11 protein-coding genes are annotated in these 23,051 nt (G+C 63.3%); all 11 read right to left on the bottom strand.

Annotation, left to right across the window (positions count from 1 at the left end):
* Positions 1-144: 144 nt before the first annotated feature.
* The 11 genes from AC1RT2_RS03165 to AC1RT2_RS03115 all read right to left on the bottom strand — a co-directional run bounded on the left by AC1RT2_RS03165 (position 145) and on the right by AC1RT2_RS03115 (position 23,041).
* A complete protein-coding gene (locus AC1RT2_RS03165) occupies positions 145-1,095 on the bottom strand; it encodes a FecR family protein (protein ID WP_493099397.1) in 951 nt (316 codons plus the stop codon).
* Between the two features lie 71 nt (positions 1,096-1,166).
* On the bottom strand, positions 1,167-1,706 hold the full coding sequence (locus AC1RT2_RS03160) for an RNA polymerase sigma factor (RefSeq protein ID WP_493099395.1): 540 nt from the start codon (positions 1,704-1,706) through the stop codon (positions 1,167-1,169).
* A gap of 345 nt (positions 1,707-2,051) precedes the next feature.
* On the bottom strand, positions 2,052-2,849 hold the full coding sequence (locus tag AC1RT2_RS03155; protein WP_493099393.1) for an ABC transporter ATP-binding protein: 798 nt from the start codon (positions 2,847-2,849) through the stop codon (positions 2,052-2,054).
* Entirely contained in the window at positions 2,836-3,822 is a 987-nt protein-coding gene (locus AC1RT2_RS03150; protein ID WP_493099391.1) for a FecCD family ABC transporter permease, read from the bottom strand. The genes AC1RT2_RS03155 and AC1RT2_RS03150 overlap by 14 nt, the downstream gene beginning before the upstream one ends.
* Positions 3,819-4,871: a FecCD family ABC transporter permease gene (locus AC1RT2_RS03145; RefSeq protein WP_493099389.1), complete on the bottom strand. Its 1,053-nt coding sequence runs from the start codon at positions 4,869-4,871 to the stop codon at positions 3,819-3,821. The genes AC1RT2_RS03150 and AC1RT2_RS03145 overlap by 4 nt, the downstream gene beginning before the upstream one ends.
* The gene (locus tag AC1RT2_RS03140) at positions 4,868-5,803 is read right to left on the bottom strand and encodes an iron-siderophore ABC transporter substrate-binding protein (protein WP_493099387.1); all 936 of its coding nucleotides are present in this window, start codon (positions 5,801-5,803) and stop codon (positions 4,868-4,870) included. The genes AC1RT2_RS03145 and AC1RT2_RS03140 overlap by 4 nt, the downstream gene beginning before the upstream one ends.
* A 57-nt stretch (positions 5,804-5,860) precedes the next feature.
* Positions 5,861-8,281 (bottom strand): TonB-dependent receptor, encoded by a 2,421-nt coding sequence (locus tag AC1RT2_RS03135; RefSeq protein WP_493099385.1) that lies wholly within the window; start codon positions 8,279-8,281, stop codon positions 5,861-5,863.
* Positions 8,282-8,419: 138 nt separating this feature from the next.
* Positions 8,420-9,166: a thioesterase II family protein gene (locus AC1RT2_RS03130; protein ID WP_493099383.1), complete on the bottom strand. Its 747-nt coding sequence runs from the start codon at positions 9,164-9,166 to the stop codon at positions 8,420-8,422.
* Complete coding sequence (locus tag AC1RT2_RS03125) at positions 9,163-10,845, bottom strand: condensation domain-containing protein (protein ID WP_493099381.1); 1,683 nt, start codon at positions 10,843-10,845, stop codon at positions 9,163-9,165. Before AC1RT2_RS03125 ends, AC1RT2_RS03130 begins: the two co-directional genes overlap by 4 nt.
* Before the next feature lie 8 nt (positions 10,846-10,853).
* Entirely contained in the window at positions 10,854-18,608 is a 7,755-nt protein-coding gene (locus AC1RT2_RS03120; protein ID WP_493099379.1) for an amino acid adenylation domain-containing protein, read from the bottom strand.
* A complete protein-coding gene (locus tag AC1RT2_RS03115; RefSeq protein WP_493099377.1) occupies positions 18,605-23,041 on the bottom strand; it encodes a type I polyketide synthase in 4,437 nt (1,478 codons plus the stop codon). The genes AC1RT2_RS03120 and AC1RT2_RS03115 overlap by 4 nt, the downstream gene beginning before the upstream one ends.
* Positions 23,042-23,051 lie beyond the last annotated feature (10 nt).

The following is a 23,051-nucleotide window of genomic DNA, read 5'->3' as shown; positions in this document are numbered from 1 at the left end:
GCCGAAGCCGGGAGTTGTTCCCTTGGTAACAGGGGGAGGCGCAGCGGAAGAATAGTCATTTCCTGAAGATGGACGGGTGCGCGTACAGGAAGAAAACCAAGCACGCCGATCCGCAATCGACACGTCCGTGCAGCGACAGAGCCGTTAGCGAATGACGATCACCGGGCCAAGCCGGGTCACCTTGACGCCGAGGGCCTGTTTGATGAAGGCGAGGGCGGCGTCGGTATCGGCGACGGTGATGGTGCCGCTCACCCGACGGCGCGAAAGCGCATTGCCGGCAATGATGATCCGGCCGGAGAAGTGACGCCCCATCTCCTCGACGACATAGGACAGGGGCGCATTTTCTACCGCAATCTGCCCACGCTGCCAGGCGAGCGCCACGAGGCTGTCGACCGGTTTGATGGATGTCTTGCCGCTCTCCGGCTCATAGGTCGCCTGCTCTCCCTGCGTAACGCGCAGGAAGGACGGATTGGCGTCGTTCAGCTCGACGAGAACCGTATGTTCCGTAACGGTCACATCCGTGTCCGCCGCGCCGAAGCGCACGTCGAAGGCCGTGCCGAGTGCTGTGACGCGCGTCGTGCCGGCCTCGACCGTAAAGGGTCGTTCCGGGGCATGCGCCACCTGGAAGAAGGCCTGTCCGCGCAAAAGCCGGATGTTCCTTTGCTTTTCATCGAATTCGACAGCGATTGCCGAGGACGCGTTCAACTGTACGGTGGAACCATCTTCCAGCGTGAGAATCGGCATTTCGTCGGCGCCGGCAATGGCGTCGGCCTGCAGCCGCATCGGGCCGTCGAACAGGACAAAGGCAGTCGTCGCGCAGGCGAAGAGCAGAACGGACGCCGTGATCGGCTTGGCGTGGCTGCGGGGCTTCACCCGGATGTTGGCGAGGGCCGGATCGGACTGAATGGCTGTGCGCGCGTCCCCCATCAGCCGCTCGGCGGCGTTGTAGGTGCGACAGTTGTCCGGGTCGTTCAGCCAATCCTTGAAGCGCGCTTTTTCCTGTGCGGATTGCCCCGGATCGCCATTGCGCAGAAGCCAGTCTGCCGCTTCCCTGTTTCGTTTGCGCTGCGCATGCGTGGCTCGGTTGCCCGACATTTGCTTCTCCAGGAACATCCAGTCCTGATCAATAGACGATTGGCATCGCCAATTCAGGACTCTTACCTGATCTAAAGAAGTCGGTCGAGGCAGTGTGCAAGCGCGCGCCGCAGATGGCGATCGACCATGTTGCGGGATATATTGAGTTTTTCCGCGATTGCATCGGGTGAAAGATGGTGCAGCCGGTGCAGGATGAACACCACCCGACGGCGCTCCGGCAGGTCGGCGATCGCCGTGCGCAGGATCGTCACGCGCGCCTCGATTTCAAGCCCGCGATCGGGCGCCGGCCCGGAGCTCGCAATCGCCATGGCTTCCTGTTCGGTGCCGGAAAACAGCCGCGCTTCCATGTTTTCACGCCGCAGCCGGTCTATGCCCAGATTGATGGCGGAACGGCAGAGGAAGGCCTTGATCGAGCGTTTGTTGCGAAGAATGTCGGGCTGCGCGGCCAGCTTGACGTAGAGGTCATGCACGACATCCCTGGCGGTGGAGCGCGGATGCCCCCGACGCCGGACCGCCGAAGTGATATCGGCATAATGGGCTTCCATCGCCCGGTTCAGCAGGTCGTTGCTATCAAGGCCATCCCAGGTGAGCGGGGAGGAGGAGCTCGACATCAGCACATGGTTCCCGATCCAATTCAGTGGCTGCCAACGTCGGATGCGTCCGAGCGCGAAGGAGCCACCAATGCCTTTGCCCCGAACGTGATCTCCACGCAGGTGGCAACGTCAGAATGGCTACCCAATCTGCAAAATGCCTGCAAGCGCAATAGGTTAGAATGTTTCGAAGTTTGTGTCGGCCTGTGGGTTAAATCAAGACTAAAAAACTCATCTTTATATCTGATTTTGTTGCCCGAATCCCCCCGGCTGTCGCCCGGTCGTAAAATCCTGACCTCCGCCAAACGGGCACGAAAGGCTAGGCGTGTTGTATTTTCGCCACGTGCCAGTCGGCTAGGTCTGCAACTATAGGGGGATGCACAGGGGGGTTCCGGCAACCGGGTCGCGGATAATGACCGACCGCACACCGAACACGCTGGCGATGGCCTCCGCCGATATCACATCCTCCGGCCGGCCGGCGGCGGTGATCTTGCCGTCGTTCAGGATAACGATATGTTCGGCATAACGCGCCGCCTGATTGATGTCATGCAGCACCGCAACGACGGTCTTGCCGTGATCTCGCACCAGGATCGTGATCAGGTTCATCAGTTCGATCTGGTGGGCAAGGTCGAGATAGGTTGTCGGCTCATCGAGCAGCAGCACTTCGCCACGCTGCGCCAGTGTCATGGCAATCCAGGCGCGCTGCCGCTGACCGCCGGACAGACTGTCGAGCGGCGTGTCGGCGAGTGTCGTCGTGCCGGTCAGCATCAGCGCCTCTTCGCAGGCCGCCTGATCCTCATCCGACCAGCGCGCAAACAGCGAGCGATGCGGGTAGCGGCCCTGGCGGACGAGATCGCGCACTGTCAGCCCTTCGGGCGCCACCGGTCCCTGAAGAAGCACGCCGACGCGCTTTGCCATGTCTTTCGTGGAAAGCGTGTCGATGCTCCTGCCGTCCAGCAGAATGGTCCCGTTGGTGGGCGTCATGAGGCCGGCAAAGGTGCGCAGGATGGTGGATTTGCCGCTGCCGTTCGGTCCGATGAGGGCGGTGAACCGTCGCTCCGGCACGATGAGGTCGAGATCTTCGACGATGCGGTGCTCGCCGTAGGCGATGGACACATGCTGTCCGGCAAGCTTTTCCGGTGTGTTTCTGTCATCCGCGGACATGGCGGCGCCCCCATAGAAGATAGGCGAAGAAGGGTGCGCCGATCAGGCCCGTGACGATCCCGGCCGGAAGCTGGGTCGGCGCGATGATCACGCGGCCGACGAGATCGGCGGCTGCCACCAGGCTTGCCCCGACCAGGGCGGCGACCGGAAAGATCCTCGCGTGTGACGGGCCGACCAGGCGGCTGGCGATATGCGGTGCGACGAGGCCGACAAAACCGATCAGTCCGGCCGCCGCAACGGCTGCGCCGGAAATGAGCGTGCACAGCACGATCATCAGCGCGCGGACAAGGTCCACGGGCTGGCCGAGGCTGCGCGCCGAATTGTCGCCGAAACGGATGAGGTCCAATTCGCGGGCCGACATCCAGGCAAGCGCGAGCGGCAGGATCAGCCAGAAAAACAAAAGACGCACCTTCATGATGTTGGCGTCATAGACGCTTCCGGCCAGCCAGATCATCGCCCGCTGCACATCGCCGATCTCGCCGAAGGCCGAGAGGAAGGTCGTGGCCGCGCTGGCAAGCGAACTGAGGCCGATGCCGATGAGGATGATGCGCATCGACGACGTGCCGCCACGCCACGACAACAGGTAGACGGCCGCGGCCATCGCGGCGGCGCCGAAAAAACCGGCGGCGGGCAGCAGCAGGACCGGCGGCTCCTGAACAAGGACGATCACCGCCATCACCGCTGCGGCAGCACCGCTGTTGATGCCGAGAACGCCTGGCTCTGCGAGGGGGTTGCGCATGATGGCGAGCGTGATCGTGCCGGCCGTCGCCAGTGCGGCGCCGACGATGAGGGCGAGCAGAACACGCGGCAGGCGCAGGTCGAAGACGATCATGCTGTTCTGCGGGCTCGCCTCCGGAGACCCCATGATCGTGTCGAAAAGGTCGCGCCAGGACAGGGATATGTCCCCCAGCGCCAGACTGGCGGCGACCAGGCCGGCAAGAAGAACAACAAGAAGAATGAGAAGGCGCGTCATGTCGCGCCCCCCGCCCGTTTTCGCGCCAGCCAGAGGAAGAACGGCGCTCCGACCAGAGCGATCGTCACCCCGACGGGAAAGCTCTGACTGGCGAAGATCATGCGCCCGGCCGTATCGGCGACGACCACGAGCAGGGCGCCGCCGAGCGCGCTGAAGGGCAGGACCCAGCGATAGTCGACGCCGATCGTCAATCGCACGATATGCGGCACGACAAGACCCACGAATCCGATCGGACCAGCCAGCGAGACGGCGCTGCCGGCTAGCAGAATGATGATGGCGATGGCGATCGCCCGCCAGACCATAGGGTCCTGGCCGAGTGACCGTGCGGCATCGGCGCCCAGACTGAGCGTCACCAGATGCCGGCCGAGAAGAAGTGACGCCGCAAGCCCCGCGAGGATGTAGGGCGCTACGGCCGCCGCCTGCGCCATTGTGCGGCCGGATACCGATCCCGCGGTCCAGAGGCGAACGGCATCCAGCGTGCTTTGGTCGAAGATAAGCACGGAACTCGTCAGCGCCGTCAGAAAGGTCGCGACAATCGCACCGGCAAGAATGAGCCCGACGTTCGATTGTCCCGCCAGGCCGAAGGATCCGAGCGTGTAGACCAGGAGGGCTGCACCACCGGCGCCGGCAAAGGCGAACCACATATAGACGTCACCGGTGCTCGCGCCGAAAAGGGTCATGACCGATACGACGGCAAAGGAAGCGCCGGCATTGATGCCGAGCAATCCCGGCGAGGCGAGCGGATTGTTGGTCACCGCCTGCATGATCGCACCGGAGACCGCAAGCGCGCTGCCGGCCAGCAGGGCGGCAAGCACGCGCGGCAGGCGGATCGTCATCACCAGCAGATGCTCGCGCGACCCATCGAAGCCGACCAAGGCCTGCCATACCGATCGAAGCGGGATATGCGCGGTGCCGATCGTGACCGCCCACATCGAGATTGCAACGAGCAGACAGCAAACGAGGAGCAAGGCGAAAAGCCTGCTCCCGTCGCTCATGGCCGAGGGGCCGGGGGGCCGCGCAGCTGTCGCGTTGCCGTTGCTGCGGCTCATCGATCCGCCAGAACGTAGCGCTCGATATCGTCAAGAATCCGATTGGCGGAGGCGATGCCGTGGAAGCTTTGCCACGCCACCCGGTCGACGCGGTGGGCGCGCTTGTTCTGCACGGCGGGCAAGAGCTGCCAGAGCGGGTTTTCGGTGACCTCCTTCTCGAGCGCATCGTCCGGCCCGCTCTCGAAGCCGCTGGCGGAAACATAGAGGAGAATGTCACCGTCGAGATTGGCAAGCTCTTCCCAGTCCGGCCGCTTGACGATCGTGCCGTCCGTCACCGTCTCATAGGCCGTGCGCTTCACGCCGGCCTCGTGCAGCACTGCAAAAGGCGCATAGGCAGCAGGTCCATCGACGAAGACGACGAACCGGCCGGGCGCGAAGCGGACGGTCGAGACAGTCACGTCCTTGCCCTTCATGCGATCACGGATCGCGGCGACGCGCGTCTCGTAGGCGGCGAGCGCTTCGTTGGCCACGCCTTCGCTGCCGGTGACGACAGACAGCTGCTGGAGATATTTCTTCCAGTCCATGTGATTGAAAAAGACAGTCGGCGCGATCTTCGACGCCTGTTCGTAAATCGGTGCATGGCCTTCCGCACTGCCGATGATGAGATCCGGCTTCAGCGCCGCCACCCGCTCCAGGCTCGGTTCCCTCGGATTGCCGAGATCCACCATCTTCTCAGCCTTGACGACGTCGAGTATCCCGGTGTCCTGGATCGCCATATAGGGCGTTGCGACGACCGGCGCCTTGAGCTCGATCAGCAGGCCGAGCGTGATGAGCGGATCGAGCGTAACGATCCGCTTGACCCCCTTCGGCACGCAGAACGGCGCATTGTAGACGCCCTCGGTTATCTCTTTCCCCTCACAGGCGGCGTGCGCGACCGAGAGGGGGAAGAGGAGGAAGAGAAGGGCGATACAGAAGCGCAAGACGAATACCATTTCAGATTGATGCGTGGACGGTGACTTGCGGGGCCGAGGCCCCGCAAATCGTTTCTATTAAAACTTCGTGCGGACATTCAGGCCAAAAGTACGGCGTTTGCCGGCCTGGCCGAAGGGTAGATAGTAGTCTGAATCGACTACCGTGAAGTACTTCTCGTCAGTGAGGTTTTCCACGAAGGCCGTTACCTCCCAATTGTCCTTCTTAAAGCCAGTCTGGGTGTTTACGAGGAAGCGCGAGTCGATCTTGTACATGCCCTTAGAGCCGAAACGGGAATTGTAATCGGTGGTATACTTGGCGTCAGCACCAACAAAAACGCCGTTTTCAAACTCATAACGGCCACCAAAGCCGAACGTCCATTCCGGTGCTTCCGGGAAGGATTCTCCGGTAAAGTCGAGCGTATCTTCGCCATCGCCGAGATCGAAAGACAGGAATTTTGTGTTTAGATACCCGATGGAGGCGAATGCCGAGAACTGGTCGGTGACCTGGTAGGTAGGCTCGATTTCAAAACCCCATGCGCGCGAGGACGCCGCATTTTGAATGATGCGATAGCCTGGAATTGTTGAAACAGGTCGGAATTCGATCTGCTGATCGGTGTACTTCGTGTAGAAGAGATTTGCATTGAGGGTAAGCCGGTCTTCCAACAGGATTCCCTTGTAAGACAGCTCGTAGCTCTGAGAATATTCAGGATCATACGTTACGAGTGCAAGATTTGGATCCGTACGATTGACATAGGATCCACCGGAGCGAAAGCCTTGGGTATAGGTCAAGCCGACAGTGTGATTATCGCCGAATTCTTTTACAAGGCCGACTTTCGGAACAAAGTTCAACTCGCTGAGGGACGAAGGAGTGCCGTTGAGGACTGGTGTTGGGTTGATCCCGCCGAAGTAATTCTTCTGAAGGTCCTTGTCCTTGAGATAGTCCAGGCGGCCGCCCAGCGTTGCGAACCAAGTCGGGGCGAATTCATAGGTCGCTTCCCCGAATATGGCGATGTTCGAAGTCTTGCGGTCTTGGGAGTCGCTTTGCTGGTAAGCATCAAATGCGATGATATCGGTCGCGCCGTCCCAGACCTCATAGCTGCCATAGACGCCTGCAACCCACTTCCATTGATCGGCGTCGTAGTTCAGGCGGAACTCCTGGGTGAAGATCGAATTGTCATCCTCGCCGGTGATGCCGTTTTTGCCGGTGATGCCTCTTGGGATGTCGATTGTGCCTTCATCGATAGAGCGCCGATTGTTGATGCCGTACTGGAAGCCAGTTTGCGAGGTGAAACGGAGGGCATCCGAAAAATCGTGCGTGATCTCGAGCCCGAGATTATGAGCTTCTGTCCAACGATATTCCGTATAGGTGACAGGGTTGTTGTTGAAGTCGCCACGCCCACTTTCGAGGCCAACCAGGGCGTCGTTCGGGCGATCCTTCGAATAGGAATACGTCACAAGCGCGCGGGTATCCGGCATTTCCGATGGAGTGATGAGCAGCTTGGCGCGAATTGTCCCGCTGATGTCAGTCGTCAGATCATCGAAATTGTTGAAGTGCTTGAAGTCCGAGTAGCTAGGCTCCGCGTGAGACCGCTCGAAGGCGCCAGAAATGCGGAGCGCGATCTGATCCTCGACGAGCGGCGTGTTGACGACGAAGGCGCCCCCGACGAGATCATTGCTGCCGACGGTGCTGGAGAGTTCTACTTCCTTGTCGAAAGTCGGATCCTTCGACTTGATGTAGACTGCGCCCGTCATGGCGGAGCGGCCGGAGAGCGTCGATTGCGGGCCGCGGTAGACTTCGACCTGTTCGACATCCCAGAGGTTTCTCGCACCGAAACGCGCGTTATAGCGGGTCTGGAGAATGCCATCGACGTAGAGCGAGCCGGCCGGCCCGCCGGAGGGAACGAGACCTTCCGAACTCATGCCGCGAATGACGAAGCCGGAATTGACCGTCGCGCTGTCCATCACGTTCGCCAAACGCCGATAGGCGTCCTGTGTGTGCCTTATCTGGCCGTCTTCAATCGCCTTTGCATTGACGATGCCGACGCTCGCGGTCGTGTTGTTCAACGTCGTCGCGTCGCGCGCGCCGTAAATCCTGATCTCTTCTAGAAGAGTTGCGCCTTCCTCCGTCTGTCCGGTGGTGGCGCCTGTTGCCGCCGGGTCGATGCTGAGCGTCACCTGGTTGCTGCCGGCGAAGCGGGCGTCCACGCCCGTGCCGGCAAGCACGGTGTTCAGCGCCTGCTCGGGCGTCAGGTTGCCGCGTGTGCCGGACGTCGTCTTGCCTTCGGCGAGAGAGGCATCATAGAGGATCTGAAGGCCCGTCTGGGCGGCAAGGCTGTTCAGCGCCGGGGTCAGGGGACCTGCCGGCACCGTGATAGACCGCTCTGCCGATTGCGTCTGCGCCTGTGCGATGGCCGCCGTTACCGGACTGAACACAAAAGCAGCCGTACCGGCCAGCAGCGCCGCCCGCAGGCCCGCCCTGACGGAAACATTCTTCTTCATCAAAACCCCCAATTCATGCGGCGTTCAAGGCGCCGCAGTCCACCATTCGAAACGGATCACACTCCGCTCACAGGGTCTGACGATTGGGGGTCCCGGTTTGGGACTCCGGCCTAAAGAAAAATTTAACGCTTTTGAAAGTCAGGCTTCCTGCGGCACGGCGACGGTGCCGACGCGCAGCCATAGCCGCTCCAGCTTGGCCGGCAGGGCGTCGAATATGTTCCGATCGATCATATGCCGGCCCTCGAGCCTGTGCATCTCGATCTTGCCGGCAACGAAGCCGGACCAGGCGCAGGCCGCGTCCCATCCGATGAAGTCGTCACCATCAGCGACGAAGACGTGGGCGGAACAGGCGAGCCTTCCGCGCTCGGGGTCGTGCTCATAGGTTTCGCAGAGACGAAAATCGTTGCGCAGGACCGGCTCGAACAGCGCCATGGCTTCGGCATTGTTCAGGATCTCGTCGTGAATGCCGCCGAGATCGATCAGAGCCTGGCGAAAATCCTCTGAATTCATCGTGTGGAACGGCTTTCGGTCTAGCACCATGCGATCGGGCGCGTTGCAGCCGAGGGCAAAGAACATGTCCGGTGCACGCAATCCCCACCGCACCCAGCGACGGCCGAGTTCATAGCCCAGCAAGGCACCCATGGAATAGCCGAACACGGCATAGCGCCCCGAAATCTGCGGCTCCAGCTCTTCCGCCAGCCGGTCGGCCAATACATCCAGACTGGCGGGAACCGGATCGTTGAAGCGCGCCTCGCGGCCAGGAAGCGATACCGGATGAACCCGCATCGCGCCGGCTGCGGAAAACGTCCAGGGCCGGAACAGGCTGGGACCCACGCCTGCCGGGGGAAGGCACAGGAGGGTAGGGCGCGATTGCTGTAGTGTCATATCTCGATCTCGATATGGCCCTGCGACACGGCGGTTGGTGGCGCGAGCGTGTCGATATAGGCCGCAAGGTCGGCCAGAACGGGTCGCTCGAAGAGGCTCCGCACCGGGACATTGACGGAAAGCTCGCCCCGCAGCCGGCTGATGACGCGTGCGGCGAGCAGCGAGTGGCCGCCGAGCTCGAAAAAATTCGCCTGCGCGTCAAGCGGACCGCATCGAAGAACATCGGCCCAGGTTTTGGCCAGGAGCTGCTCCGTGGGCGTAGCGGCATGCGGCGTGCCCGTGCGAGGAGAGGATGCCAGGACTGTCGGTGGGGATTGGGCACTCGAGGCAAGGCCCGGAGCGCCACTGGCAGGGGCCATGCGTTCCAGTATTTTGCCGACCTGCTCGGAAGGGGACGCCACCATATCGGCAAGCACGTCCGCGAACGCCTGCACCATCGTTTCGATCACGGAGGACTCGACCGCGTCCCGGCTATAGCCGACGAGCAAGGTCAGGCTTTCCGGCTGTGGCGTGGCCCACAGGGTGAGCGGGAAATGCGTCCGTTCGTCGAAATCGATGCCCTCGGTCTTCAGGGATGCGTCCCTGCCACCGTTTGCCTCTGTACCGAAATTCTCCACGACGAGGAGCGTATCGAACAGGGATACGCCGCGTCCCTGGATTTCCGGCAGGGGCACATAATCATGATCCATCGTGCGAGCCTGCTGGCTTTGCAGGCGGGTCAGCCATGCTTGCACAGGCTGTTCCGGATCGATGACGATACGAACCGGCAGGGTGTTGATGAAGAGGCCGATCATCGACGTCGAGCCTGCGAGTGTGGCCGGTCGGCCGGAGGTCGTGGCGCCAAAGAACACGTCCTGACGCCCCGTCTGGCGGGCGATGAGCAGGCCGAGTGCCGCTTGCAGCAAAGTATTGAGCGTATGGCCCGACGTGGCACTGAATGTCTTCAGCGCCTGATGAAGCACTGGCGGGCACGTCCATCGATAGCGTTCGAAACTGGTCGTGTTATCACTGTTCAACAACCGTGTCGGTCCGGCAGAACCCTCCAGATAGTCGCGCCAGAACCGGATGGAGGCCTCAGGGTCGCGGCCCTTGAGCCAGCCGATATAGTCGCCGTAAGGCCGGGCAGCCGGCAAGGCGGAAGCCGTTGCGCCTGTTTCGCGGCGATAAAGGGAGAGCACCTCGTCGAGCAACTGCCGGATCGACCAGCCGTCGAGGATGATATGGTGATAACAGACCAGCTGGATGAAACGCTCGGGGCCGGTGCGGATCCATTGAACCCGAAGCAGCGGCGGGCGGCGGAGATCGAACGGCGTTGCCCGGTTCGACGCGAACAGGTCTTCGAGCCTGGCCCGCTGCCCTGCCTCGTCGGTGTCGCTCCAGTCGAGCATCGAGAAGGCGATTGGGATGTGCTTGAAGACCACCTGGAACGGCTGGTCGCGCTCCTCCCAATGGAAGCTGCTGCGCAGGATCGGGTGGCGGTCCATCGCCCCCTGCCAGGCGATCTTGAGGGCGACGCCAGCGACGGGACCTGATACGCGCATCGCCGTCTGCGGCATGTAGAGACCATCCTGCGGGGCCGATACGGTGTGGAACAGGATGCCCTCCTGCATCGGAGACAGCGGATAGATGTCGGCGACGTTGTTTCTTTGCCCGCTGGAAGGGCTTGCGGCTTGCTGCATGGGATGCCTCAAAGATTGCGAAGAATGGCTTCCAGGTCGTCCTGACCGAAATCCATGTGCGGGAAGTCGGCCGGCGTGTAGCCGCTATCCGTTGTGCTCAGGCAGACGTCGATGAACGCGACGAGATGCTGCCGGAAGCCATCGGAAAGGCTTTCGATCGTCTGGCGATCATGTTGTCTTGCGGAGTAGGCCCAGCGGACCCGCAGCCTCCCGCCCGTGACAATGCCGTTCACGTCGATAAGAACGCCGCGCGCATTGGTTGCTCCTCGCGCATCCCCGGTTGCTTCTGCTGCTCGGGTAAAGGCTGCATCGCCGGAGAACATCTGATCTGTCTGGCCGAGATAGTTGAAGCGGATCTGGGCGACGTCTTCCAACCGCGGCAGCGACTTGTGGCGAAGGTATTTGAGCACGCCGTAGCCGATGCCGTCATTCGGCACGCGTCGCAGGCTTTCCTTCACCGAAAGAAGTGTCGCGCGGGCATCTGCCTGCGGCTCGGCTTCAAGCAGCACGGGATAGAGCCCTGTGAACCAGCCCACCGTCCGGGTGAGGTCGACCGCTTCGAAGAGATCCGGCCGGCCGTGGCTTTCGAGAACGATGCGGAGGCGGTCGTGTTCGGTCCATTGCCGGACGGCGGCGAAGAGGGCCGCCAGCATGAGTTCGTCTGCCTTCACCGGGAAATGCGCCGGGACCTCCTGGAGCAGGCGGTTCGTCGTTTCGCGATCGATCAGAAGTTCGACCAGGCCCGTGTCGCCGGCAAGGTTGCTGCCCTCGGCACGGTCGACTGGAATAGAGGAGCTTTCATCGCTGATGATGCTTGTCCAATAGTCGAACTCCGTATCGAGACTGTCCGTCTCGGCAAGCTTGCGCACCCAGTCGCCGAAGGCACTTGAGCGCAGGTGTGCCGGAGGCTCTCCGTCTGATCCGGACGATAGGAGGCGACGGCCCAGATCCTCGAGAAGAATGCGCCAGGATACGCCGTCGATGACGAGATGATGCGCGGCGATGGCAAGCCGCTGCTCTCCGTCGGCCACGTTGACAAGAGCCGCACCCCAGATGGGGCCATGGCCGAGATCGAAGCTGCGCTGCAACGCGTTCGTTTCTGCCGACAGCACCTGCGCGAATTCACCCGCGCTGCAGGACACGACACGAAGCCGGGGGGCCGGTTCTATGCCGGCAACAATCTGCTTCCAGCCACTGGAACCCCGTTCGAACCGGCTGCGCAGGGTGTCATGTGCCGCATGGAGCTCGTCCATCGCCGCTTGCACGGTTGCGGCGTCCAGCCTGCGGGTTGGGTGGAGCAGAAGTGCCTGGTTCCAATGGTTCCTCTCGGGGTAGTCCTGTTCGAAGAACCACTGCTGTGCCGGGCCGAGGGGGACCTCGCCGATGACCGGCCCACGTTCGGAAAGATCGGTGGCGAGATCGGAAACCGACGCAGCCAGGGCGGAAAGCGTGGCATATTGGAACAGGTGGCGCGGGGAAATCGCGATACCCTGCTGGCGTGCCAGCGCAACGACCTGGATGGCAAGGATCGAATCGCCGCCGAGGGCGAAGAAGTTGTCGTTTCTGCCAACCGTGGCGCGACCGAGCAGTTTTGCCCAGAGGGCGGCAATGCGTTGCTCGAAACCCGATCGCGGTGCGTCGTCTTCCACGCCCACTTCATTCTCGACGGACGGATCGGGCAGGGCCTTGCGGTTGAGCTTGCCGTTCGGCAGGCGCGGAAGCTTGTCGAGCTGCGCGAAAAGCGTCGGCACGAGATGGCGGGGCAATTGCTCCGCGAGGTAGGAGGAGAGATCGGCCTTGGCGATGTGAGCCGCCGTTTCCACCCAGGCGGCGAGCCGGGTGTAGCCTGATGCGTCGCGCCAGGCGTCCACCGCTGCGCCGGTAATGCCTGGATAGCGCATGAGCACAACCTCGACCTCGCCCGGCTCGATACGGAAGCCGCTGATCTTCATCTGGCGGTCGCAGCGGCCGAGATAGTCGATATTGCCGTTCGTCAGCCGGCGGACCCGGTCGCCGGTCCGGTAGAGGAGCGGTGCAGCACCAGTCTCGCAGAATGGATTGGGCAGGAAACGCTCCGCGGTGAGATCGGGACGATCGCGGTAACCGCGCGCAATGCCCTGGCCGGCAAGGTAGAGCTCGCCCGGCATGCCGATCGGGACCTCGTGCATCGCCTCGTCGAGCACATGGGCTTGCGTGTTCGTGATGGGCTTGCCGATATGGATGGGGTCGCCCGATGCGAGGAGGCGGTAGCCCGTCGAATAGGTGGTATCCTCGGATGGGCCGTAGAGATTGTAGAGCCCATCGACCGTTCCGCTCTCCAGGATGGCGGCGGCAAGGCTGGGGGGCAGCGGTTCGCCGGCGAGGCACACCGTCCGTGCATTGCGGGGGAGCGGGCCGAAACGCATCAGTTCGGTCATCGGGGTCGGGACGGTGTTGATGAGCGTGATGTCATCGGCGAAGGGGGCGTCGGGAAGGTCGAAAAGGTCCTCCACGATGAAGATGCGGCCACCCGAGGCCAGGGTGACGAAAATCTCGAAGATCGAGAGGTCGAAGCACACGGAGGTGGAGGCCAGCATGCCGGCGAGCTGGTCGGCGGTGAAGGTCTCGAGCGCCCAGTGCGTGAAAGCAACCGCGTTTCGATGTTCGATCGCCACACCTTTCGGCGTGCCGGTCGAACCCGACGTGTAGATGAGATAGGCGAGATCGCGGCCATCGACACCGCCGATTGGCGCAGACACGGCCTCGAGGCCCGGCGTGCCGGGTCCCTCCAACGCGCCGCCCCACACCGTCGCCGGGTCGAGCATAGGCAGCCCGCTGAAGTGCTCGCGCTCCTCCCGCGTCAGGAGAAGGGCCAGTTTTGCATCGCGGGCGATGAAGGCGATGCGGTCCACCGGATATTTGGGATCGAGCGGGACATAGGTCGCGCCAGCCTTGAGAACGGCCAGCATGGCAGCCACGAGGTCGATATCGCGGTTCATGCAGATGCCGACGCACGCGCCGCGCCCGATGCCGAGCGATACCAGATGCGACGCCAGGATGTTGGCACGACGATCGAGGGCCGCATAGGACATGCTGCGATCGCGGTCCGTGAGCGCTATCGCATCGGGTGTGCGCGTGGCGCTGCGCTCGAAGAAGCCATGCAGGCTGTTCGGCTCTGCCGAATACGTCCTTGCCGTATCGTTCCACTGCGCGATCTGCTGTCGCTGTCTCTCGGGAAGGATCGAAATCCGTGCTTGTGGCGTGTCCGGCGCGGCGATGAGCGATTCGACAAGCTCTTGAAAGGCCTCGGCCATGTTGCCGATCGTATCCGGTCGGAAGAGATCCGTCCTGTAGATGAATGCGCAGGCCAGCCGCCCGTCACGCTGTCGCACATCGAGCGTGAGATCCACCTTCGAGGTGTCCTGCCGTAGAGGCATCGGGTGGCTCGCCAGACCATCGAGGCCGACGGTCGTCGGCTCCGTGCCCTGCCAGGTAAACATCGCTTGGAAAACCGGATTGTGGCTCCAGTTGCGCGGCACCGCCAGCGCGTCGACCACGGATTCGAACGGTGCATCCTGATGCCGGAAGCCGTCCAGCAGCACGTCCCTCACCTTGTCGACCTGACCAGAGAAGCTGGTGGAAGGGTCATGATCGAGTGTGAGGGCAAGCGTGTTCACGAACAGGCCGATGACATGCTCCAGCGCCGGATCGGGCCGCTGGGAGATCGGCGTGCCGATGACAACCTCGCTGGTGCCGGCATAGCGGGCCAGCAGGGTCGTGAACGCCGACAGAACCACGATGAACGGCGTCGCGTCATGATCGACGGCAAGCTCGGCCAGACGGCCCGTCAAATCCTCGTTCAGCTCGAAACGAAGACTGTCACCCCTGAAATCCTGCTGTGCGCCGCGCGGAAAATCGGTCGGCAGTTCCAGGAGCGGTGGTGCGTTTTCGAGCTTGCTGCGCCAATATTCGACATGTTCGTCGAGCGGTTGTTGGCGCTGCCAGGCCGCGAAGTCTCCGTAACGCAAGGGCAGCGGCGGCAGGTTCGGCGTTTCATCGCCGCGCGCGAGCGCATTATAAAAGCCTACCACGTCGCGCATCACCAGCTGCACGGATTGTGCATCGGAAACGATGTGATGGATGACGATCAGCACGACATGCTGCTGCGCGCCAAGGGAAAAAACCCGTGCCCGGAACAGCGGTCCGCTCGGAAGATCGAAAGGACGGGCGCATTCCGCAGCGATGTCCTCCGCCAACCGGTCGTCATTCGTCTCGCGCGCAGCGAAATCCAGGTCCAGCTGCGGCAGAACCTCGATCGTCGGCCGGCCGTTTTCCGAGACGATCCGGGTGCGCAGGGCGTCGTGCCGTTCGACGAGATGCTCTAAGGCCGCGCGCAGGCGGGTCTGGTCCAGAGGGCCGGTGAAGCGAATGGCGGCGGGTACGTTGTAGAACGGGCTGTCCGGTTCGAGCTGGGAAAGCGTCCAGAGGCGCTGCTGGGCGAAGGAAAGCGGGACCGGTATTCCCTCCGGCAGGGGCGTCACGGCATCGGCGGTTGCGTCAGGCATGCCGAGGGCTTCGGCGATAGCGGCAGCAAAATCCTTTAGGCGCGGGAATTCGAACAGCGTACGCAGCACGTCCTTTGTCGAAAGCGTGGATGAAAGGCGCGCGATCATGCGCATCGCCAGAAGCGAATGCCCGCCGAGCTTGAAGAAGTTGTCGGTGATGCCGACATCCTCGACCTGCAGGACCTCCGACCAGACATCGGCAATCCGACGTTCGAGATCGTTGGTCGGCGCCACTTTGCGCGCGGCCGAGAAATCGGCGAGTGCCGGAAGTGCGGCCCGGTCGACCTTGCCGTTCGGCTGTTGCGGAAGACGCGGAACGAAACACCAGAGGGTCGGCACCATATGAGCGGGCAGGACTTGGGCGATCGCCCGTCTGAGGCCGGTCTCGTCGGCAGCGACGCCTTCCCAGAGTTCGATGAACGCCGCAAGCTGCTTGTCGGCGCCACCCGTGACGGCAACCACGGCCTTGGCGACATCGCGATATTTTTCGAGGTGATGCTCGATTTCACCGGTTTCGATGCGAAGGCCGCGGATCTTCACCTGATGATCGAGGCGGCCGCGGAAATCCAATATGCCATCGGCGCGTCGGCTGATCCGGTCGCCGGTCCGGTAGAGGCGCGAACCCGGAACGTCGGAGAACGGATCGGGCAGGAATCGCTCGGCCGTCTGGTCGGGTCGGCCGAAGTAGCCGCGCGCAAGGCCGGTGCCTGCCAGATAGAGCTCACCGGAAAGACCCGGCGGGCGGATGCGTCCTGCACGGTCGAGGATGTAGGCCTTCGTGTTGGGAAGCGGCACGCCAATCGGCACGACGCCGCCGGAATAGCCGGCCCCGTGCAGCGGCACCTCCGTCGAGAATACGGTGTCTTCAGACGGACCGTAGAGATTGTGGATATGCAGGTCGGGATAGTCGGCCCGCAGTTTCTCGACGAGGGAGGCGGGGAGGGGCTCTCCGCAGAATGTCGCCGTGCGCACGGTGTCCGGCAGGCGATGCTCCTGCAGCAATTCCTGCAACAGGCTCGGAACGGTGTTGATGAAGGTGACGTCCACCTTGCCGGCAAGGCTTGGGAGCGTGAGGAAATGATCCGTGACGACCAGCGCACCGCCCATCACGAGCGGCGCATAGAGTTCGAAGACGGAAAGGTCGAAGCTGATCGATGTCGGGACGAGCGTATAAGCCAGTTCCGCACGGGTGAACCGCTCCCGCGCCCAGTGCATGAACGCGACGACAGAGCGATGCTCGATGGCAACGCCCTTCGGTCGGCCGGTCGAACCGGAGGTGTAGATCACATAGGCAAGATCGTTGGGCGAGGGGCGTGGCCGTGTTTCGAGCCGCGCGTCCGGCAGGGTATTGACGTCGAGCAACTGGAGCGTATCGCCGGAAACGAAGGCCGGCCGATGGTCCGATAGCAGGATGCCGACCCCGGCATCGGCCGCGATAAAGGCGAGGCGATCCGCCGGATAATCCGCATCGAGCGGTACATAGGCGCCGCCGGCCTGAAGAATGCCGTGCAGTCCCGCAATCATGAAGGGCGAGCGGCGCATGCAGATGCCGACGCGGTCGCCGGGCTTGACGCCAGCGTTGACGAGGGCCGCGGCGATGCGGGAGGATTGCGCTTCCAGCTCGCGATAAGACCAGACCGTTTCGCCGTCGGTCACGGCGGGTGCATCCGGTGTTGCGTCCGTCTGGGCGGCGATGAGGTCGTAGAGGCATTCCGCCGTCGGGAAATCCCGCTCGGGGCCGGAGCCTGCGGCGATCGCGGCGACGATTTCCTCCGGTGATAGCAGCGCGAGTGTGGAAAGCCGTCGCCGGGGATCGTCGGCAAGCGTTGCCAGCAACGTTTCGAAACGCCGCACCATGTCGGAGATGGTGCGCTCGTCGAAGATCTGGCTCGAATACTCGACCTTTCCCTTGATGTCGGGCTGGTCGTCTTCAAGATTGAAGCGAAGGTCGTATTTCGTCGCGACTTCCCGCAGAAGGTAGGGCTCGATGGAAACGCCGTGCAGACCCGGCGGCGGCGCGACATTGTGCTGGATATCGAACTTGACCTGGAACAGCGGGTTCAACTCGGCAAGCGACCTGTCAGGGTTCAGCGCTTCGACAAGCCGCTCGAATGGGACGTCCTGATGGGCGAGGCCGCGGCGAACGTTGCCGTTGACCGCTTGAAGCAGGGTTTCGAATGTCGGGTCCCCGGAAAGGTCGTTGCGCAACACCAGCGTGTTGACGAGCGGACCCATCATCGTCTGGGTTTCCGGGCGGTCGCGGTTTGCCACCTCGCTGCCGACGACGATGTCGTCGCTGTCGCCGTAGAGGTGCAGCAGGATGTTGAAGGCGGTGAGCAGCAGCGTGAAGAGGCTGACATTCTGCTGGACCGCAAGCCTGCGCAGGCGCAGGGCGAGATCGCGGTCGAACAGCACGGGGTGATGGGCGCCGCTGAAGCTCGCCGTCGTGCTGCGCGGCCGGTCGAGGGGAAGCTCGAGAACCGGGAGGTCGCCGGACAACCTGTCTGTCCAGTAGGCAAGCTGGTCGCGCAGCACCGGGCCTTCCAAAAGCTCCCGCTGCCACAGCGCCCAGTCGGCGAACTGCACCGGCAACGCTGCCAGGTCAGCCCTTTTCCCCGTCACTTCCGCTTCGTAGAGCTTTGACAGGTCGCGCGCAAAAACACCCATGGACCATCGGTCGCTGATGATGTGATGCATGCCGAGGGCCAGCACATACGCGCGCTCGGCGACCTGGAGCAACACGGCACGCACCGGCGGCCGGGTGAGGTCGTACGGTGTGCCGACCAGAGCATCGACCTGTCTTCTGGCCGAAGCGTCCGGATCCGCTTCATTGCGATAGTCATGATAGGCGAGGCCGTACGCAACGGTGGGTTCCACGATCTGTCGCGGCTGGCCGTCTGTGGCAAGGGTGAAGCGCGTGCGCAACGGCTCGTGGCGGGCGACGAGCACGGCGAAGGCGCGCGTGAGCGCTGCCTGGTCGACCGCGCCATCGAGGCGCAGGGCGAGGTTCATGTTGTAGGCGACGGTCTCCGGTTCGAGCTGCTGCATGAACCAGAGACGCTGCTGGGCGAAGGAGAGCGGCAAGGCGGCATCGCCATCGCTGCGCCGCGGGATGGCGGTGCTCGTCGGAACGACGATCCCTTGCGCCTGCAACTTCTTTTCGAGCAGTTGGCGCCGTTCGGGAGAGAGCGCCGCGAGCTTCTGAAAGATCTCGTTCATCGCATGTCGCTCCCGGCCAGCAAGCGGTTGACGTCGTCATCGGAGAGGTTGCCGACCTCGTCGAGAAGGTCGGCCATGGCGTCTAGGTCCGTTTTCTCCGCCATGCGGGCCGATATGGTTTCGCCAATCGCAGCCGCCGTCGGATTGTCGAAGAGCAGCTCGCGCATGGCGACATCGACCGGGAAAGCATCGCGCAGTTTTGCCACGGCGCGGATTGCCAGCAGCGAGTGTCCGCCCAGTTCGTAGAAGCCGTCGTTCACGCCGATGGGTTCGATGCCGAGAATCTCTTCGAAAATCCCGGTAATCGTTGCTTCGACCGGGTTGCGCGGCGCGGCAAATGCGACCGAGATGTCCGGCCGCCTGCGCCCGCCGTCGTGGGCGGCAGCACTTCCATCCTCGACCGGGGTGGCGCCGGCCGGCGAGATCGGGCCGCCTGAAACTATCGTCTGGCCGGCATAGCCGCCGTCGATGACGTGTCTCGTCAGCTCCCAGGCATCGGCGGGCGATACGGCGAACGGATTGGCCCGGCCGGTCGCCTGCACGGCCGTTCCCGGCACGTCCTCGATCAGCGGATAGCCTATGGCGAACCACGGCGTCGCGCCCGACCGGTTCTCGCGCGCAACGGTAAGGTCGGCGGCGTGATGCGTGGCCGCGTAGGCGGCAAGGCCGAGGCCGCCAATCATCGTGGAAAGCGACGATTGAATGCAGCAGAAGCCAACCTTCCGTGCGGCAGTTGCCGCCGCAAGGGCAAGAACGGGCGCGAGCGTCGCGTTGGAATTATGTGTCCAGAGGTCATCACGCAGGTCCGCAATGAGCGCGGCCGACCTGTTGTTCGACTGGGACACGCTCAGGAAAACACCGTCAATCCTGCCCCATTCTGAGGAAACGGCATCGAGCGCATGGCCAAGGGCAATCGCGTCCGTGCCATCGACATCGTATTCGCGGCATTGGGCGCCGTCGGGCAACGACCCCTTGCCCGGATGCAGAAGCGCGAGCCGGACGCCCGGCAGATCGGAGAGCCCCGCGACCCATGTCTTCCCGACGCCCTCGGCGGTATCTCCGATGACGACATAGACACCGTTTTGCCGCAAGGCCGGGCCTGCCGCCGGCCCGGTTTCATCGAACCGTTCCGTCTCGGGAAGCCAACGATGGGCACCGCGCAATGCGACCTGCGCGCCTTCGCCAAACAGTTCCTCGCGAAGGCGCTTGGCCAGCAGGCTTGGTTTTGCGCTCTGCGTTGCATCGACATCGATGTGGCGGCAGGAGAGTTGGGGGTATTCCTGGCCGACCACCTGCAAGGTTCCGCCGGTCAGGGCCTGTGCGACGTCGAGATCTTCCATGCCCGTCGCATCGATCCCGCCCTGCGTGATCACGGTCAGGCCGATGTTCCGGCCGCTCTTTGCAAGTGTTTGGACCAGCAGCAGCAAGGCGCGGGCGCGAGCATCGGACGGGGAGGCTTCGTTGCCTGCAAGCAGCGGCCAGACGAACAGGACGTGGTCGAGTTCCGCGCCGCGTTCATCGAGTGCCGAGAGAAGGCTGTCATAGTCTTCGGCAGCCTGCGGCCGCAGGCTGAAGCAGCGATAGTCCGGTTCATCGAAACGCTCCCCCACAATGACGCGGTAGGGTTCGGCGCCGGCGCGCTCCAGTTCGGCCGCCAGCGTCGTCCCGATCCGACCATCGTCGAACACCAGGAAACGGCCTTTCGCCTTTGCGACCGGGACGGCCCGCTGCGGCGTACGGCGCCACGCCGTACGATAGAGCCCAGGCCCGGCAACGACCGCCCCTTCCGGCGCTCGCCCCTGTCCCTTGTTGTCCGGCTCGACCCAGTAGCGCTCGCCCTGGAACGTATAGGCAGGCAGCGCCACGCGCCGCCGCCCGGCGGAAGCGGGCATGTCCAGTTTGCCGTTGAGCTGCCAATAGCGTCCGATGGCTGCAAGCGCCTGTTCCGCCTCGCTGGTTCTGTCGCCATCACCGAGCGTTGCGACGATACGCGCACCGTCTCCTGCCGTTTCGGCCGTCAAGGTAACAAGCGTCCTGCCGGGTCCAATTTCGATGAAGAGCGGAGCCGGCAGCGACAAAAGGGTTTTTGTGCCGTCCTCGAAACGCACCGGCTGCAGGAGATGCTGCACCCAGTAGTCCGGATCGACGGCCTGCGCATCCGTCATCCACGTGCCCGTCATGTTCGAGATGAGCGGGATTCGGGGACGCTCGAAACGGGCGCCGACCAGAACCGCGCGGAACTGCGTGGCGGCATCCTGCATCATTGGCGAATGGAACGCGTGCGAGGTTTTCAGAAGGCGGCTGGCAATACCGTCCTCCTTGAGGCGTTTCTGCAACCCGGCAATGACTTCTGTCGTTCCGGACACGACGCTGAGGCCGGGCGCATTGGCGGCCGCCAGCGCGATGTCCGCCGAAAGCCATGGCGCGATCGACCGGTCGGGGTGGATGACGGCCAGCATGGCCCCCGGCGCCGCATTCTGCATGAGCCGGCCGCGCTCGACGACAAGCGAAAGCGCCGTTTCCAGATCGAAGATGCCGGCAAGGCAGGCAGCGACATACTCGCCGATGCTGTGGCCATGCAGGGCGCGTGGCGTGACGCCGAACGACATCCACGCGCGGGCCAGCGCATATTCGAGCGCAAACAGTGCCGGCTGTGCGAGATCGGTGCGGTGAATGTCCTCCCCACCGGCAAACAGCCAAGCCCGGATGTCACGCTTCATGAGACGGTCGAGATGAACGGCGCAATCGTCGAAATGGGCGCGGAAGACGGGAAGGTCCGCATAAAGCGCCTTGCCCATCGCCGGATACTGGCTGCCCTGTCCCGAAAAGAGGAAGACGGCATCCGGCGAGGCGCCCGAAGCCGTCGTGCCGAAATCGGCAAGATTCCGCAGGCGCTCGGCGGCCGTCTTGGCATCTCGCGCGACGACCCATTGGCGATGGCTGAAATCACGACGACCTGTGCGCAGGGTGAAGGCGATGTCGGCGAGCGACGGGGCGGCCGATGCCTCCAGCCGGACTGCCAGATCCGCAGCACTCTTCGAAAGCGCTTTTGCATTGCGCGCGGAAAGAACAAGCAGCTGTGGGCGGTCATCTGTGGTCGAGGCGGACCGGACAGGCGGCTCTTCCAATACCACATGGGCGTTCGTTCCGCCGATGCCGAAGGAGCTGACGCCGGCGCGGCGAACGCCCTTGTCACGGCTCCATTCGCTCAGGCGCGCATTGACGAAGAACGGGCTGGCATCGAAATCGATCTGCGGATTGGGTTTTGCATAGTGAAGGCTCGGCGGGATCCGCCCATGCTTCAGCGACAGAACCGCCTTGATGAAGCCCGAAATGCCGGCGGCCGTGTCGAGATGCCCGATGTTGCTCTTGACCGAACCAAGTGCGCAGAAACCACGACGGTCCGTGTCCCGGCGGAAGGCCTGCGTCAGGGCGGCCACTTCGATCGGATCGCCAAGCGCCGTGCCGGTACCATGCGCCTCGATATAGCCGATGCTGTCGGCCCTGACCCCGGCCACCGCCTGGGCATCGGCGATCACCGCAGCCTGGCTGTCGACCTGGGGGGCGGTGAAGCTCGCCTTCAGGGCGCCGTCGTTGTTGATGGCGGAGCCGAGCACGACGGCGTCGATCGTATCGCCATCGGCGATGGCATCCTCAAGCCGCTTCAGCACGACGATCCCGACGCCGCTGCCGGGCACCGTGCCCGTCGAGCTTGCGTCAAACGCCCGGCAATGGCCATCGCCGGAGAGGATGCCGCCTTCGCGGGCGCGATAGCCGGACGACTGCGCGAGCGCGATGCCGCCGGCAAGCGCCATGTCACATTCCCCGGCAAGCAGGCTCTGCACAGCCATGTGCACGGCGACCAGCGACGATGAGCAGGCGGTCTGCACGGTGACGGCAGGGCCACGCAGATTGAGCTTGAAGGCGGTGCGCGTCGCAAGGAAATCCTTGTCGTTGGAGACGAACAGCTCATAGGGGCTGACGGTGCTGCGGATGCGGCCATTGTCATGCAGGTTCAACAGGTAGGTGTTGATGCCGGCGGCGGCATAGATGCCGATGGCGCCCTTGTGGCGGTCGCCTGCATAGCCCGCCGTTTCGAGCGCATGCCAAGCACACTCGAGAAAGACACGCTGCTGCGGGTCGAGGATTTCCGCTTCGGCCGGGCTGAAGCCGAAAAACTCCGCATCGAAGCGGTCGGCTCCTTCCAGCGGGCCTGCGGCCAGCACGAAATCCGGGCGGTCGATCTGCTCTGCAGGAACGCCCCGTGCCAGCAGTTCGTCTCGCGTCCAGCGCTGAATGGTTTCCTGGCCTTCGACGAGATTCTGCCAGAACCGCTCGACATCCGGCGCGCCGGGAAAACGGCCGGCCATGCCGATGACGGCGATGTGGTGCCCCTTGTCACCGGCCGAAAAAGCTGCGGACATATCATGCATGGGCGAAGTC

Source organism: Shinella sp. GW821-FHT11G07, assembly GCF_058808115.1.
The sequence above is the reverse complement of the archived record's forward strand: the minus strand, read 5'-3'. Positions and strand labels throughout refer to the sequence as shown.

Coding starts and splice junctions, on each gene's coding strand:
- AC1RT2_RS03165 (WP_493099397.1), bottom strand. CDS start 1,095: ATGTCGGGCAACCGAGCCACGCATGCGCAGCGCAAACGAAACAGGGAA.
- AC1RT2_RS03160 (WP_493099395.1), bottom strand. CDS start 1,706: ATGTCGAGCTCCTCCTCCCCGCTCACCTGGGATGGCCTTGATAGCAAC.
- AC1RT2_RS03155 (WP_493099393.1), bottom strand. CDS start 2,849: ATGTCCGCGGATGACAGAAACACACCGGAAAAGCTTGCCGGACAGCAT.
- AC1RT2_RS03150 (WP_493099391.1), bottom strand. CDS start 3,822: ATGACGCGCCTTCTCATTCTTCTTGTTGTTCTTCTTGCCGGCCTGGTC.
- AC1RT2_RS03145 (WP_493099389.1), bottom strand. CDS start 4,871: ATGAGCCGCAGCAACGGCAACGCGACAGCTGCGCGGCCCCCCGGCCCC.
- AC1RT2_RS03140 (WP_493099387.1), bottom strand. CDS start 5,803: ATGGTATTCGTCTTGCGCTTCTGTATCGCCCTTCTCTTCCTCCTCTTC.
- AC1RT2_RS03135 (WP_493099385.1), bottom strand. CDS start 8,281: ATGAAGAAGAATGTTTCCGTCAGGGCGGGCCTGCGGGCGGCGCTGCTG.
- AC1RT2_RS03130 (WP_493099383.1), bottom strand. CDS start 9,166: ATGACACTACAGCAATCGCGCCCTACCCTCCTGTGCCTTCCCCCGGCA.
- AC1RT2_RS03125 (WP_493099381.1), bottom strand. CDS start 10,845: ATGCAGCAAGCCGCAAGCCCTTCCAGCGGGCAAAGAAACAACGTCGCC.
- AC1RT2_RS03120 (WP_493099379.1), bottom strand. CDS start 18,608: ATGAACGAGATCTTTCAGAAGCTCGCGGCGCTCTCTCCCGAACGGCGC.
- AC1RT2_RS03115 (WP_493099377.1), bottom strand. CDS start 23,041: ATGCATGATATGTCCGCAGCTTTTTCGGCCGGTGACAAGGGGCACCAC.